At 64.6% G+C, this 14,215-nt stretch carries 15 protein-coding genes and 2 tRNA genes; 11 read left to right on the top strand and 6 right to left on the bottom strand.

Annotated features, from left to right (window positions below):
- Positions 1-33: 33 nt before the first annotated feature.
- A complete protein-coding gene (locus tag WIMU1_RS24745; RefSeq protein WP_023963806.1) occupies positions 34-696 on the bottom strand; it encodes a S1 family peptidase in 663 nt (220 codons plus the stop codon).
- A gap of 257 nt (positions 697-953) precedes the next feature.
- On the opposite strand from WIMU1_RS24745, the gene serA reads away from it, so the two are divergent.
- The gene (gene serA, locus WIMU1_RS24740) at positions 954-2,549 is read left to right on the top strand and encodes a phosphoglycerate dehydrogenase (protein ID WP_023963804.1); all 1,596 of its coding nucleotides are present in this window, start codon (positions 954-956) and stop codon (positions 2,547-2,549) included.
- Positions 2,546-3,559 carry a 3-isopropylmalate dehydrogenase gene (locus tag WIMU1_RS24735; protein ID WP_062801096.1) on the top strand — a complete coding sequence of 338 codons (1,014 nt, stop codon included), beginning with the start codon at positions 2,546-2,548 and terminating at the stop codon, positions 3,557-3,559. The genes serA and WIMU1_RS24735 overlap by 4 nt, the downstream gene beginning before the upstream one ends.
- 28 nt (positions 3,560-3,587) lie before the next feature.
- Here WIMU1_RS24735 and WIMU1_RS24730 read toward each other — a convergent pair whose 3' ends face one another.
- Positions 3,588-4,829 (bottom strand): MFS transporter, encoded by a 1,242-nt coding sequence (locus tag WIMU1_RS24730; protein WP_120802699.1) that lies wholly within the window; start codon positions 4,827-4,829, stop codon positions 3,588-3,590.
- 120 nt (positions 4,830-4,949) lie between these two features.
- Here WIMU1_RS24730 and WIMU1_RS24725 point away from each other — a divergent pair, with 120 nt between their 5' ends.
- The 5 genes from WIMU1_RS24725 to WIMU1_RS24705 all read left to right on the top strand — a co-directional run bounded on the left by WIMU1_RS24725 (position 4,950) and on the right by WIMU1_RS24705 (position 8,349).
- Positions 4,950-5,726, top strand: a complete 777-nt coding sequence (locus WIMU1_RS24725) for a fumarylacetoacetate hydrolase family protein (RefSeq protein WP_062801154.1) — start codon at positions 4,950-4,952, stop codon at positions 5,724-5,726.
- Position 5,727: 1 nt separating this feature from the next.
- Positions 5,728-6,555 carry an alpha/beta fold hydrolase gene (locus tag WIMU1_RS24720; RefSeq protein WP_062801093.1) on the top strand — a complete coding sequence of 276 codons (828 nt, stop codon included), beginning with the start codon at positions 5,728-5,730 and terminating at the stop codon, positions 6,553-6,555.
- 48 nt (positions 6,556-6,603) lie between these two features.
- Positions 6,604-8,076 (top strand): glutamate--tRNA ligase, encoded by a 1,473-nt coding sequence (gene gltX / locus WIMU1_RS24715; RefSeq protein WP_062801091.1) that lies wholly within the window; start codon positions 6,604-6,606, stop codon positions 8,074-8,076.
- Between the two features lie 101 nt (positions 8,077-8,177).
- Positions 8,178-8,249, top strand: a tRNA-Gln gene (locus WIMU1_RS24710).
- A 27-nt stretch (positions 8,250-8,276) separates the two neighbouring features.
- Positions 8,277-8,349 (top strand) — tRNA-Glu (locus tag WIMU1_RS24705).
- 99 nt (positions 8,350-8,448) lie between these two features.
- Here WIMU1_RS24705 and WIMU1_RS24700 read toward each other — a convergent pair.
- Together WIMU1_RS24700 and WIMU1_RS26785 are read right to left on the bottom strand one after the other, a co-directional pair.
- The gene (locus tag WIMU1_RS24700; RefSeq protein ID WP_062801089.1) at positions 8,449-9,480 is read right to left on the bottom strand and encodes a peptidoglycan recognition protein family protein; all 1,032 of its coding nucleotides are present in this window, start codon (positions 9,478-9,480) and stop codon (positions 8,449-8,451) included.
- A gap of 38 nt (positions 9,481-9,518) precedes the next feature.
- On the bottom strand, positions 9,519-9,749 hold the full coding sequence (locus WIMU1_RS26785) for a hypothetical protein (RefSeq protein ID WP_062801087.1): 231 nt from the start codon (positions 9,747-9,749) through the stop codon (positions 9,519-9,521).
- Between the two features lie 144 nt (positions 9,750-9,893).
- Between WIMU1_RS26785 and WIMU1_RS24690 the strand changes: the two genes are divergently transcribed.
- Complete coding sequence (locus WIMU1_RS24690) at positions 9,894-10,118, top strand: hypothetical protein (protein ID WP_030172013.1); 225 nt, start codon at positions 9,894-9,896, stop codon at positions 10,116-10,118.
- A gap of 28 nt (positions 10,119-10,146) precedes the next feature.
- Here WIMU1_RS24690 and WIMU1_RS24685 read toward each other — a convergent pair whose 3' ends face one another.
- Together WIMU1_RS24685 and WIMU1_RS24680 are read right to left on the bottom strand one after the other, a co-directional pair.
- Complete coding sequence (locus WIMU1_RS24685; RefSeq protein WP_023963788.1) at positions 10,147-10,653, bottom strand: pyridoxamine 5'-phosphate oxidase family protein; 507 nt, start codon at positions 10,651-10,653, stop codon at positions 10,147-10,149.
- Positions 10,654-10,742: 89 nt separating this feature from the next.
- Positions 10,743-11,462, bottom strand: coding sequence for an IclR family transcriptional regulator (locus tag WIMU1_RS24680; protein WP_030172009.1), 720 nt, complete (start codon positions 11,460-11,462; stop codon positions 10,743-10,745).
- Between the two features lie 86 nt (positions 11,463-11,548).
- On the opposite strand from WIMU1_RS24680, the gene leuC reads away from it, so the two are divergent.
- The 3 genes from leuC to WIMU1_RS24665 all read left to right on the top strand — a co-directional run.
- Positions 11,549-12,970, top strand: coding sequence for a 3-isopropylmalate dehydratase large subunit (gene leuC / locus WIMU1_RS24675; protein WP_062801152.1), 1,422 nt, complete (start codon positions 11,549-11,551; stop codon positions 12,968-12,970).
- A 30-nt stretch (positions 12,971-13,000) separates the two neighbouring features.
- The gene (leuD, locus tag WIMU1_RS24670; RefSeq protein ID WP_023963784.1) at positions 13,001-13,609 is read left to right on the top strand and encodes a 3-isopropylmalate dehydratase small subunit; all 609 of its coding nucleotides are present in this window, start codon (positions 13,001-13,003) and stop codon (positions 13,607-13,609) included.
- Positions 13,610-13,756: 147 nt separating this feature from the next.
- Positions 13,757-14,215, top strand: a 459-nt coding sequence (locus tag WIMU1_RS24665; protein ID WP_062801149.1) for an HU family DNA-binding protein, incomplete at its 3' end; no start/stop codon positions are given.

The raw sequence follows: 14,215 nt of genomic DNA, 5'->3' as shown, positions 1-14,215 counted from the left end.
GCCAACCGATAGCGAGCGCAGCGAGCAGATGGCTCAGAACACTCTGAAACCCTCGACGCCCCGCTTGGGCATGTCATCGAGGAGCGCCTTGATGTTGGTGCCGGTCTCCGGCCCGATGCACCCTACGAAGTAGTAGGCGTTGACCATGCCGATGAGCCTGTCGCCGACCACAACGGGGCTTCCGGAATCGCCTTCGACAACGCAGATCTGGCTGATGTGTTCGGTGCCGTTGGAGAACCAGGTGATGCCACAGGTGTTGCCGGTGGTGCGGCCTTCCTTGCAGGCGATGCTGCCGACTGCCGGGGGAGTGGTCTGGACGCCGCGGATGGTGACACTGCCGACCGTGCGGGTGGGGGTCACCTTGGTGTTGTCGAACTTGATGATGGCGTAGTCGAGTTTGTGGTTGGAGAACGCGATGCGGCCGAGTAGACCCCGGTTCTGGAACTGTTCGGAGATGACCCGCTGGCCGCCCTCGCCGCAGTGTGCCGCCGTCAGCCCGTAGAGGTCGCCCCGGTTGTCGGTGCCGATGGTGGTGAGGGTGCACGCGGCTGCGGTGTTGCCCCCGGTGAGGATGAGGATTCCCGACCCGCCTCCGAGGGTGACCTTGGCGGGATCCGCGCTCGCCGTGCCGGCCCCCACCAGCACGAGTGCGGCCATTGCGATCGCAGCGCAGACGGCGAGCAGTTTCCTGAACATTTCGATTCCCCAATCGTGTGTGCGGGCCACCTGAGCGCCCCCCGCCCGGATGCAATATAACCGTAACGCAAGTCACAGGGAGCTAGATTGCCTGCACGCGAATGAAGATCCTTTAATCGCGCAGGTCGGATGCTTGTCGGTCTACCCACCCGCGGGAAATCCGCAGGAGAGGGCCTCTAAGCTGATCGCTGGAGTTGCCAACTGAGTTTGCTCCCGGTAGAGCACCGGGCGCGGCCCGACACCAGGAGAAAATCACCGTGAGTCCCACCGGCCGCCCAGTCGTCCTGATCGCCGACAAATTGGCCCAGTCCACCGTTACTGCACTGGGTGAGGATGTCGAGGTGCGCTGGGTCGACGGCCCGGATCGTCCCAAATTGCTCGAAGCCGTCAAGGACGCCGATGCGATCCTGGTCCGATCGGCCACTCAGGTTGATGCCGAGGTCCTGGCCGCCGGCCCCAATCTGAAGATCGTCGCCCGCGCTGGAGTGGGCCTGGACAACGTGGACGTGCCGGCTGCCACCGAACGCGGTGTCATGGTCGTCAATGCGCCGACCTCGAACATCCACACCGCCGCAGAGCACGCAGTCAGCCTGCTGCTGTCCGCGGCCCGACAGATCCCCGCAGCCGATGCGACGCTGCGTCAGCACGAATGGAAGCGGTCGAGCTTTAACGGCGTGGAGATCTTCGGCAAAACCGTCGGTGTCGTCGGGCTCGGCCGGATCGGACAGCTGTTCGCGCAGCGCCTCGCGGCCTTCGAGACCAACATCATCGCGTACGACCCCTACGTGTCCCCGGCTCGCGCCGCTCAGCTCGGCATCGAACTCGTCAGCCTCGATGAACTGCTCGAGCGTGCCGACATGTTCTCGGTGCACCTGCCCAAGACGCCGGAGACCCTCGGACTGATCGGCGCCGAGCAGCTGGCCCGTACCAAGAAGGGCGTCATCGTGGTCAACGCTGCCCGTGGCGGTCTGATCGACGAGCAGGCTCTTGCCGACGCCATCGCGTCCGGTCAGGTCTTCGCTGCCGGGCTCGACGTGTACGCCACCGAGCCGTGCACCGATTCGCCGCTGTTCGAGCTGCCGCAGGTCGTCGTCACCCCGCACCTCGGTGCGTCCACCTCGGAGGCCCAGGACCGTGCAGGCACCGACGTCGCCAAGAGTGTTCGGTTGGCCCTGGCCGGCCATTTCGTTCCCGACGCAGTCAACATCACGGGCGGGTCTGTCGACGATGAGGTCGCGCCGTGGCTCGAACTGGTGCGCAAGCTCGGCGTCCTCGTCGGCGCGCTGTCCGGTCAGGTTCCGGCCAACCTCACCGTCGACGTACGCGGCGAGATCGCCGTCAAGAACGTGGACGTCCTCGGACTGTCCGCGCTGCGCGGGTTGTTCTCGGCGGTCATCGAGGAGCCGGTCACGTTCGTGAACGCTCCGGCTCTGGCCGCAGAGCGCGGCGTGACATCCGAGGTCACCACCGCGTCCGAGAGCCCGAACCACCGGAACCTGGTCGACCTGCGCGCTGTGTTCGGCGACGGCACCGTGCTGAACGTGGCCGGCACCCTCTCGGGTCCGGCCGAGGTCGAGAAGGTCGTCAACATCAACGGCCGCAACTTCGACCTGCGTGCCGAAGGCCGCAACCTCGTTGTCGCCTACGGCGACAAGCCCGGATCGCTCGGCAAGATCGGCACGCTGCTGGGCAACGCCGGTATCGACATCCAGGCTGCCGGCCTCTCCCAGGACGCCGAGGGTGAAGGCGCAACCATCCTGCTCCGTGTCAGCCAGGAAGTTCCGGCAGCTGTCGTCGAGGCCATCGGCGAGGCCGTCGACGCCACCCTCATCGAGCAGGTGGACCTGTCGTGAAACTGGCTGTCATCGCGGGAGACGGCATCGGACCCGAGGTCGTCGGGCAGGCGCTGGCCGTTCTCGATCAGGTGCTTCCGGGTGTCGAGAAGACGGAGTTCGACCTCGGCGCCCAGCGCTACCACCGCACGGGCGAACTGCTCACGGACAGCGACCTCGCCGCCATTCGCGAACACGACGCGATCCTTCTCGGTGCGATCGGGGATCCGTCGGTGACGCCGGGCATCCTCGAGCGCGGGCTGCTGCTGAAGATGCGATTTGCGCTCGATCACCACGTGAACCTGCGCCCCAGCAAGCTGTTCCCGGGCGTGCGTTCGCCGCTGGCCGGCAATCCTGACATCGACTTCGTGGTGGTACGGGAGGGCACCGAGGGTCCGTACACCGGAAACGGTGGCGCGATCCGTGTGGGCACCCCCAACGAGGTCGCCACGGAGGTCAGTGTCAACACTCGCTTCGGCGTCGAACGTGTTGTCCGAGATGCTTTCTCGCGTGCGCAGGCACGCCGTAAGCACCTCACCCTGATCCACAAGACGAACGTGCTGACCTTCGCCGGGTCGCTGTGGAAGCGCACCGTCGGCGAGGTCGCGGCCGAGTTCCCGGAAGTGACGGTCGATTACAACCACATCGACGCGGCAACCATCTACATGGTCACCAACCCGTCGCGCTACGACGTCATCGTCACCGACAACTTGTTCGGCGACATCATCACCGACATCGCCGCGGCGGTCAGTGGCGGTATCGGTTTGGCGGCGTCCGGCAACATCGATGCCACCGGTACCAATCCGTCGATGTTCGAGCCGGTTCACGGCAGCGCACCCGACATCGCCGGGCAGGGCAAGGCCGATCCGACGGCTGCCATCTTGTCGGTGGGACTGCTGCTGCGCCATCTCGGTCACGACGCCGAAGCCGACCGCATCGACCAAGCGGTCGCTGCCGACCTCGCGGGACGCGGCGATCAGCCGGTGACCACCGACGAGGTCGGGACCCGGATCAAGGCTGCACTCGGCTGAATCGGATACTTCCGAAAATCCGCTCCACCTACTTCTGTTCGCTCCCGTCGCAAGCGGTGCGAACGAAAGTAGGTGGAGCGGATTTGTTTGGTGGCTCTTCGTCGGCCGGGACCAAGCCGATCGCGATGGCCGGCGCGGCCGCGGAGATCAAGAAGGCCGCCGGATAGCCGAAGGCGCCGATCGCCATTCCGAACAGGGGAGTGGATCCAGCCATCCAGAGATACTGGCCGGTGTTCTGGATCGCGAGTCCGCGCCCGCTCCACCCGGGACCCGCGAATTCGGCGATGGCGGTGAAGGCCAACCCGTTGTCCGCCACGGTGATCACGCTCGCGACAACCATGACGATGGCTGCGGTCGGGCTGTCGAGCCAGTCCGTGAACGCGAGCAAGCCAACCGAGGCAGCCGCGCCGACGGCGATCAGCCGAATGGGTTTGGTCCGCGACCCCCACGAGTCCGACCACCGCCCGGCGGCGATGCGACCGAATGCGCCGAGTACCTGGCTGATCGTCACCAGTATCCCGGCGCTGAGGGCTGACCATTCGTGTTGCACGATGAGCCACGCCGGGACGAAGGTCCACAACATCCCCTGCGGGATCGACAGCAGGATGCTGACGCCGTGTACTCGCGGCAGAAAACTGCTCCCACGATAGGGATTCGGGGACTCGACCGCGGATCCGTCCGCCTTGGTCTCACGGGGCGGGTCCGCGATGACTACTGCCACGAATACGGCCGCCAATGTTGTGACCACCAGAGGAACAGCCAAACCTGCGGTGACGCCGAAGGTTTCGGCGAGTACGGGGATCGTCAACGCGCAGACCCCGATGCCCAACGGCTGCGCCATCTGCCGGACCCCCATCGCGGTGCCCCGGCGATCGGGAGGAAACCATCCGACGACGATGCGCCCGCCGGCGCCGTTGGTCGCCGCCGAAGTGATTCCCGCGACCAGTAGACACGCGCCGAGGATCACGGTCGGCGCTTCCAAAGCGTTGGCCAGGCAGGCGGATCCGGTTGCCGCGACGGTCAACGTCAGCGACAGCAGCAAGATGCGACGTTCACCGAAGCGGTCCAGTGCAACGCCCCACGCAATGGTCGCGAGCAGCAGGCCGACCATGGGGACCGCGGCAAGGGTCGAGGCGGCCGTCAGCGACATCCCCTCGGACCGGTGCAGCTCCGGGATCAGGAAAGCTATTCCACTGACCACGCACGTGGTTGCCATTGCTGCCGTCAAGGAAGCGGCGAGCATCGCCCGACGTCTGGTTTCCGTAGGCACCGCACACCTCCATCGATCTCAACATATGAAACTTATAGTCCACATTCTAAAACACTTAGGGAATGCAACCAACCCGGCTCCCGCCCTGTGAGACGGCGCCGGTGCGATAGTGTGGCGACCATGCGTCTAGGTCGAATTGCGAGCCCCGACGGGGTTGCCTTTGTCAGTATCGAGGGAGAAGGCGGTGATGCCACCGCCCGCGAGATCGCCGAGCATCCCTTCGGCACACCCACGTTCACGGGCCGCAGCTGGCAACTGGCCGACACCAGGCTGTTGGCGCCCATCCTTGCCAGCAAAGTGATCTGCATCGGTAAGAACTACGCCGCGCACGCGGCGGAGATGGAGACGGAAGTGCCGGCGAACCCGGTCATCTTCATCAAGCCGAACACGTCGATCATCGGTCCCCAGGTGCCCATTCTGCGACCCAAGTCGTCGGAGCGGGTCGACTACGAGGGCGAGCTGGCCGTTGTCATCGGGCGACCGTGCCGTGATGTGAAGGCCTCTGCCGCCAAAGACGTCATCCTCGGTTACACGGTCGGCAACGATGTGACTGCTCGCGACCAGCAGAAGGCCGACGGTCAGTGGACCCGCGGTAAGGGGCACGACACGTTCTGTCCTCTCGGCCCATGGATCGAAACCGAGCTCGACCCAAGCGATCTCGAGATCCGCACAGAACTCGACGGCGAGGTGAGGCAGCGCAGTCGGACCAGTCTGATGCTCCACGACGTGGGTGAGATCGTGGAGTGGATCAGCGCGGTGATGACCCTGCTCCCGGGCGACGTCATCCTGACGGGCACCCCAGAAGGTATCGGCCCCATGAACGCCGGCCAGACGGTGAGCGTGACGGTCGAGGGCATCGGAACCCTCACCAATCCGATCGCCGATCGGGGTAAATGACATGCGCCCACAACCCAAGACCGCTCAGTTCAACGGAATTCAGCTGAGTTATGAAGACGCGGGGACCGGTCCACTGGTCGTGATGGTGATGGGGACGGGTAGCCCCGGCCGGGTGTGGAAAGCGCACCAGCAGCCGGCGTTGGTCAAGGCCGGCTACCGGGTCATCACATTCGACAATCGTGGGATCTCGCCGTCGAGCGAGTGCCCCGGTGGGTTCGCCCTCGCCGACATGGTGGCCGACACCGCTGCGCTGATCGAGTTCATCGGTGCGGGTCCGGCCGCGGTGGTCGGCACCTCGCTGGGAGCGAAGATCACCCAGGAGTTGGCGCTGGCTCGTCCCGAACTCGTCAAGTGCGCGGCGATGATCGCCACGTACGGCCGCAGCGGGCCTCTCCAAGAGGCGATCTCAGAGGGTGAGCGTGCGCTGTATGACCAGGGCATCACGCTCCCGCCGCGCTATCACGCTGCGATCACCGCGCACCTGAACCTGTCGCGACACACACTCGACGACGACGCCGCGGTCCGGGATTGGCTGGACGTCATCGAATTCTCGGGTCAATCCAACACCGCGGGAGTTCGTGCGCAACTGGCGTTGCACGACGGCGAGAGTGACCGGCTGTCGGCCTATTCGGCCATCAACACGCCTTCTCTCGTGGTCGGCTTCGCCGACGATCGGACGTTGCCACCTCACCTTGCGCGCGAGGTCGCCGACGCGATCGGCAGTGCCGAGTACCGCGTTGTCGAGAAGGCCGGACACTACGGGTATCTCGAGCAACCCGACGAGGTGAACTCGTTGCTGATCGGGTTCCTCGACCAGCACGCCCGCTGAGCCACGACCGGGCGAGGGCCGGCCGGCGGTCAGCGATAGCCTGGGGACATGAGTGATTCGCAGGTCCGCGTCCGTTTCTGTCCATCACCGACCGGCACCCCCCACGTCGGTCTGGTGCGCACCGCGCTGTTCAACTTCGTCCACGCGCGGCACACCGGCGGCACCTTCGTGTTCCGGATCGAGGACACCGACGCGGCGCGAGACAGCGAGGAGTCGTATCAGTCCTTGCTCGACGCCCTTCGCTGGCTCGGGCTCGAGTGGGACGAAGGCCCCGAGGTCGGTGGCCCGTACGAGCCGTACCGTCAGTCGCTGCGCAAGGCGCAGCATCTCGACGTGGTGGCCAAGCTGCTCGAGGCCGGCGAAGCGTATGAGGCCTTCTCGACGGCCGACGAGGTCGAGGCCCGTCACAAGGCGGCCGGCCGTGACCCCAAACTGGGTTACGACAACTTCGACCGCACGCTGACCGATGAGCAAAAGCAGGCCTATCGCGACGAAGGCCGAACCTCGGTGGTGCGTTTGCCGATGCCCGACCGGGACATCGAGTGGGACGATCTGGTGCGCGGCCGCACGGTTATCCGGGCGGGCACGGTCCCTGACTTCGCCTTGACGCGCGGCAACGGTGATCCGTTGTACACGTTGGTCAATCCGGTCGACGACGCCTTGATGAACATCACCCACGTACTGCGGGGCGAAGACCTGCTGTCGTCCACGCCGCGCCAGATCGCGCTGTACGAGGCGCTGGCCCGGATCGGAATCGCAAAGCGCACACCAGAATTCGGTCACCTTCCATTTGTGATGGGCGAAGGCAACAAGAAGCTGTCGAAGCGCGACCCGGAATCGAGTCTGTTCCACCACCGCGACCGGGGATTCATCCCCGAGGGGCTGCTGAATTACCTGGCGCTACTCGGCTGGGGCATCGCCGACGATCACGACATCTTCACCCTCGACGAGATGATCGCGGCGTTCGACATCCGTCAGGTCAACTCCAACCCGGCCCGGTTCGACCAGAAGAAGGCCGACGCAATCAACGCCGAGCACATTCGACGCTTGGCTCCGGAGGACTTCGCCGACCGGCTGCGCACGTACCTGGTCTCCGCTGGGCTGCTGACCCAGCCTGTGGACGACAAACAGTTCACCGTGGTCGCCGATCTGGTGCAGACCCGCATCCAGGTTCTCGGTGACGCATGGGGTCTGATCGCGTTCCTCTATGTTCCCGACAGCGAGTTCGCCATCGACGAGACGGCTGCGCGCAAGAACCTGGGAGCTGATGCCGGGCCGGTGCTCGACGCCACCATCGCCGCTCTGAGCGCTCTGGACGAGTGGACCACCCCCGCGATCGAGGCGGCCCTCAAAGATGCGCTGGTGGACAAGCTGGAGCTCAAGCCGCGCAAGGCGTTCGGCCCGGTGCGGGTGGCGGTGACCGGATCCCACATCAGCCCGCCACTGTTCGAGTCGCTCGAGCTGCTCGGCGAGGCGCGCAGTCTCGATCGTTTGCGGCAAGCCCGGGCAAACTTCTGCTGAAAACCCGTTCTGAGCTGGCGATTGTAGGTTCTGGCGGGGGGTTTGATACCCTTCTTTTCGGCGCTTTTCCGGCGGTCACAAGCGGCTTGGAAAGCACCCATTGGGGTATGGTGTAATTGGCAACACAGCGGTTTCTGGTACCGCCATTCTAGGTTCGAGTCCTGGTACCCCAGCGTTCACAGCGCAGCTGTGACAGTTCTGGCCCCGTCGTCTAGCGGCCTAGGACGCCGCCCTCTCAAGGCGGTAGCGCGGGTTCGAATCCCGTCGGGGCTACAACAGAAAGACCCTCTCACCTGCAACGCAGGGGAGAGGGTCTTTTGTTTTGGGCCGCGGCAGCGAGGTTTTCGGGTCGGCGGGGCCTGTCTCCCCGGTTCAGTCGGCGGACGGTGTGGAAATACGAACGGCCCCGGTGGGATGCCAGGCCAGCGAGCCGTTTTCGAAGTCCTGTGCTCGGCCGCCGTTGTACTCGTACTCGTTGGACACCGGCCAACCCAGCTCACCGGTTTCGGCCCCTCGGCGGTAGTACGCGTCGCCGATCACGCCGTGAACATGGTGTCCGGGGTCGTCTCCCAATTTGCGGAACACGACGCCGCGTTCGAACGCCTGGATGTCGCCCACCCCCTCCACGTAGGTGTGACCCTGCACGGGGTATCCCAGAGGACCGTTCTCCCAGTTCAATCCGGCCCAGTACTCGAAGATGCGCATGTTCACCGCATGTGCGCCGAACCGCGGGTGCCAGTAGACGTAGCCGGCGCGGAATTTCGCGTACCTGCCTGCGCCGTCTGATCCGCAGATCATCTCTCCGGGTGTCTCACGTTCTCCCAGCCAAAAACCCGCGACCTTCTGGACCTCATCGATCTGGTTGACCGCCGGCGGTGTCGGGCCTCGGTTGATCTGTTGCTGGATGTCTTGCCGAAACGCGTCCATGTCGATACCGCCCGGGTCCCACTTCCCCTGCGAGCGGCCGGCCCATTCCTTGTGACCGATGACGCGATCTGCGCCCAGTCCGAGCTGACGGCAGATCGCTGCACACACCTTCACGTAAGCCCAGTACTGCGCCGCGGACCATCCTTCGGTGCCGCTGTTCTCCGCCTCGATCCCGATGGAGACCCGGTTGGCGTCATCGGTGGGAATGCCGGGCCAGTCGCCAGGACCGGCATGCCATGCGATGCCCGCGCCCACAACTGTCGCGACACCGTTGCGGGCAAGGTGTATCTGGGAACTCAGGCCCAATTCAGGATGCTCGGCGATGGATCGGGGACTGGCATTACCACCGGTGTGGTGTGCCATGACGTGGGTGATCTGGCCGAAATCGCCGTGGCCGCGGTCAAGCCAGCCCGGATACTCCACGGTCTCCACACCCTCGGCGCGCAGAACGTCGGCGAGCCAGACGGGATCTGCCACGGCAGCGTCTCCTAGGTGTCTTGTCGGGTGCGGTCGCGTCAGAGAGGTTGGGAGACGTGGAACACCATCCAGGCCGCCCAGCGCCCCGGTTGCACGGCGAGCGTGGTGATCTCCACCTGGCCGTCCATCACGATCGGGACGTTGACGAACGCTTGCGCTCGAACGCCTTCGGCGAGCCATGTCTGGATCGAGTCGGGATCGGCATCGTGATGGAGCCGGTAGTTCAACTCGCGACCAGAGTCCGAGACGAGGCGCAGATAGTGCACCATCGGTACCTCCTCGAGTACGGGGTCAACCCGATGAGCGTACAAAAGCCGTCGGACAGCTGAGTGGATCCACCGCGTGTGCATCTCTGATGCCGTCGGTCGGGCGACGAGTTGAAGAAACCGACGTTGCTGACGCAGGATTGGCCAATGACCAAGAAGATGACGAAGAACGAGCTGCTCGCCGAACTCGACCTGAGGATCGGATCATCATCACCGGATATGCCGGGGACGTCATCGACAACCAGCGCCACCGAGAGTGCGGACGACATCCACGCCAGGGATGCGAAATTGTCGTCGTGGCGCGATCAGGTCCAGAATGCCGCCGACGGTGACCCGGTCCTGGACGAGATCGCCGCGCACCTGGCCGAGTGATCACACACTCGGCGGTCGGTGCACGCGATCACTGCTGGTTCAGGAACTCAGCTGTGCTGCCGGCCAACGGGATCTCGGGCATACCCAGTTTGCGGTGATCCCAGCTGCGGACGCGGTCGGGTGAGACCCGGACCGCCACGCGCTTGTTCATCATCTGGTCCACGAACGGTCGCATCTCTTCGGTGTATGGGCCGTTGTACCGTTCCCACACACTGATCCCGACCTTCAGGATGGTGTCGGGATCGTCGTGGATCGATGCCGTGCCTTCGATCGCGACGCCGCGGAGTTTGTCGTAGGTCAGGCCGTCTTCGATCATCACGGTGCAGATCGGGTTGCGGCGCACGTTCACCGCCTTCTGTGACTTGGCCTTGGTCTCGAACCAGATCTCGCCGTCGATCACCGCGTACCACATCGCGACGAGGTGCGGCCTGCCCTGAGCGGACACCGTTGCCAGTGTCGCGGTTCGGCTCTGGACGATGAACGTCGAGATCTCGTCCTCGCTCATGACAATCTTGCCGCGCTCGTTCGTACCCACTCGGTGCCCTCTCGCCGCGGGAGAGTGATGGGTCGATCGACCCTCAATCTCCGTCTCAGATGAACGTGTTCTCACACACTAATGCCGCGCTACAGCCGCTTGTTGATCGCATCGGCTGCAGCGAGCAGGTCAGCGGCCCATCGCGATCCCGGCCGCCGGCCCATCCGGTCGATCGGGCCGGATACCGAGATCGCCGCGATCACCTCACCGCTGGGGCTGCGAACCGGGGCGGACACACTCGCGACGCCGGGCTCGCGTTCTCCGACGCTCTGCGCCCAGCCGCGTCGTCGCACCTCGAGCAATGTCCGCTCGCTGAAGCCGTTCTCTCCCAACAACAATCGTGCGGTAGCCGGATCAGCCCAGGCAAGAAGGACCTTCGCTCCGGAACCGGCGTTCATCGGCAGACGCGCGCCAACCGGGACCGTGTCCCGAAGTCCCGACGGCGGTTCGATCGCCGCGACACAGATGCGGTCGGCACCCTCGCGGCGATAGAGCTGCACACTTTCCCCGGTGATCTCGCGCAGCCTCGGCAGCACCAGGGCTGCGGCCTCGCGCACCGTGTCGGTCGCTCCGGCCGCCAATTCGCCCAAGACCGGACCCGGGCACCACAAGCCGGATGTGTTGCGTGCCAGCAGTCGATGGGTCTCGAGGCCGACCGCCAATCGGTGCGCGGTGGCGCGGGGCAGGCCGGTGCGTGAACAGAGCTCTCCCAGATTGCACGGGCCCTCGGCGACGGCGTGCAGAACTGCAACAGATTTGTCCAGAACACCGATGCCACTGGAGGTGGCTGATGCGGTATCATTTCTCACAAGCCGATACTATGCTCTCGCATACTGAGATGCCAGCCCCAACTCGGTAAGACAGAAAAGTGGTGATTGTGGTGACCGACCGTCCGATGACCCTGGCCGAAAAGGTCTGGGAAGAGCATGTTGTGGTCCGCGGTGAGGGAGAAGGATCCTCGCGCAACCCCGACTTGATCTACATCGATCTACATCTCGTGCACGAGGTGACCAGTCCGCAGGCATTCGATGGGCTCCGCCTGGCGAACCGTCCGGTGCGCAGGCCCGACCTCACGATCGCGACCGAGGACCACAACGTCCCGACGGTCGACATCGACAAGGTCATCGCTGACCCCATCTCGCGGTTGCAGGTGGACACCCTTCGCCGCAACTGCGAAGAGTTCGGTATCCGACTGCATTCGATGGGCGACGCCGAACAGGGCATCGTCCACATCATCGGGCCGCAGCTCGGACTCACCCTGCCGGGTATGACAGTGGTCTGCGGTGACAGCCACACCTCGACCCACGGCGCCTTCGGTGCGATCGCGATGGGCATCGGCACCTCCGAGGTCGAACACGTCATGGCAACTCAGACTTTGTCGTTGCGCCCCTTCAAGACAATGGCGATCACCGTCGACGGCGAGCTGCCGCCCGGCGTGACGAGCAAGGACCTGATCTTGGCGATCATTGCCAAGATCGGCACCGGCGGAGGGCAGGGCTACGTCCTCGAGTACCGCGGATCGGCGATCGAGAAGCTGTCGATGGAAGCACGGATGACCGTGTGCAACATGTCGATTGAGGCCGGCGCACGCGCGGGTCTGATCGCTCCCGACGACACCACCTTCGAGTTCATCAAGGGCCGTCCGCACGCCCCGCAGGGTGCCGATTGGGACGCGGCGGTGGAGAATTGGCGACAATTGCGTACCGATCCGGATGCTCTCTTCGATGCCGAGGTGCACATCGACGCGGCGTCGCTGACGCCGTTCGTCACCTGGGGGACCAACCCCGGACAGGGCGCGCCCCTCGGTGCCACGGTGCCGGACCCGGCCGAGATGACCGACGAGGGGCTGGCCGCCTCGGCGCAGAAGGCGCTCGAGTACATGGATTTGAAGCCCGGAACCCCACTGCGTGATGTGGAGGTGGACACCGTCTTCGTCGGATCGTGCACCAACGGGCGCATCGAGGACCTACGTGCGGTGGCCGAGATCCTCGACGGTCGCAAGATCGCCGACGGGATGCGCATGCTGATCGTTCCAGGGTCCACCCGTGTGCGGCTGCAGGCCGAGCAGGAGGGCCTCGGTGAGATATTCGATGCCGCAGGCGCACAGTGGCGACAGGCGGGGTGCTCGATGTGTCTGGGGATGAACCCGGACCAGCTGGCGCCAGGGGAACGGTGTGCGTCCACATCGAACCGGAATTTCGAAGGGCGACAGGGCAAGGGCGGCCGAACCCATCTGGTCTCACCGGCGGTGGCGGCGGCCACCGCGATCCGAGGTCGGCTTTCTGCGCCCACGGATCTGCCCGATCCCGTCCGATAGATCTCACAGGCCGAAAAGAAAGAACAGACGATGGAACCGATCACCACGCACACCGGCATCGGCGTCCCGATGCGCAGGGGCAACGTCGACACCGATCAGATCATCCCGGCGGTCTACCTGAAGCGGGTGACTCGCACGGGCTTTGAGGACGGTTTGTTCGCCGCGTGGCGCAACGACCCCGATTTTGTCCTCAACACCGAGCCGTACAACCGCGGCTCGGTGCTCGTGGCCGGGCCCGACTTCGGCACCGGGTCGTCGCGCGAGCACGCCGTCTGGGCGTTATCCGACTTCGGATTTCGGGTTGTCATCTCGTCGAGATTCGCCGATATCTTCCGCGGGAACGCCGGAAAAGCGGGTTTGGTGGCCGCCCAGGTCGAGCAGTCGGACGTCGAACTGCTCTGGAAACGGCTCGAAGAGCAGCCGGGACTGGAATTGACGGTGAGCCTTGAAGATCAGACCGTCACCGCAGGGGACCTAGTGGTGCGCTTTGCAATTGATGAGTACACAAGGTGGCGTCTGATGGAGGGTCTGGACGACATCGGACTGACATTGCGGCAGGTCGAAGCCATTTCTGCGTATGAAAAGGTAAGGCCCGTATGGAAACCGAAAACCCTGCCGGTCCCTCCTTCGGGAGCCTGAAGCCGGCCTCTGACGTAACCTGTTAGAGGACAAACCTTTCGCCACGCCGGGTGAATTTGGCGTGGATCGTGGACGTTTTGCCATTTGACGTTTACCGTGTCCTGTAGCTGGCCCAAAGTGGGCCAACAGTTTGCGGAGGTTGAATCCATGAACAAGGCAGAGCTCATCGAGGAACTGACAAAGAAGTTGGGGACCGATCGCCGGACGGCTACAGATGCCGTTGAGCACATCGTCGATACGATCGTTCGCGCTGTGAACAAAGGCGAGAGCGTCACGATCACCGGCTTTGGTGTTTTCGAAAAGCGTCGCCGCGCTGCACGGGTTGCCCGCAACCCCCGCACCGGTGAAACAGTCAAGGTCCGTCCGACTTGGGTTCCGGCATTCCGTCCGGGCGCCCAGTTCAAGTTGGTGGTCTCCGGCAAGCAGAAGCTGAGCGCGTCGGGACCAGCAGTCAAGCGGGGCAGTGCAACTGCTTCGAGCAGTGCACCGGCCAAGAAGACCGCCGCCAAGAAGGCGGCTCCGGCCAAGAAGGCGGCCACTCCGGCCAAGAAGACCGCCGCGAAGAAGACCACGGCAGCACCGGCCAAGAAGACTGCTGCCAAGAAG

Origin of the sequence: Williamsia muralis NBRC 105860 (assembly GCF_001598915.1) — a bacterium.
Taxonomy (GTDB): domain Bacteria; phylum Actinomycetota; class Actinomycetes; order Mycobacteriales; family Mycobacteriaceae; genus Williamsia; species Williamsia muralis.
This window is presented reverse-complemented; position numbering and strand designations above follow the sequence as displayed.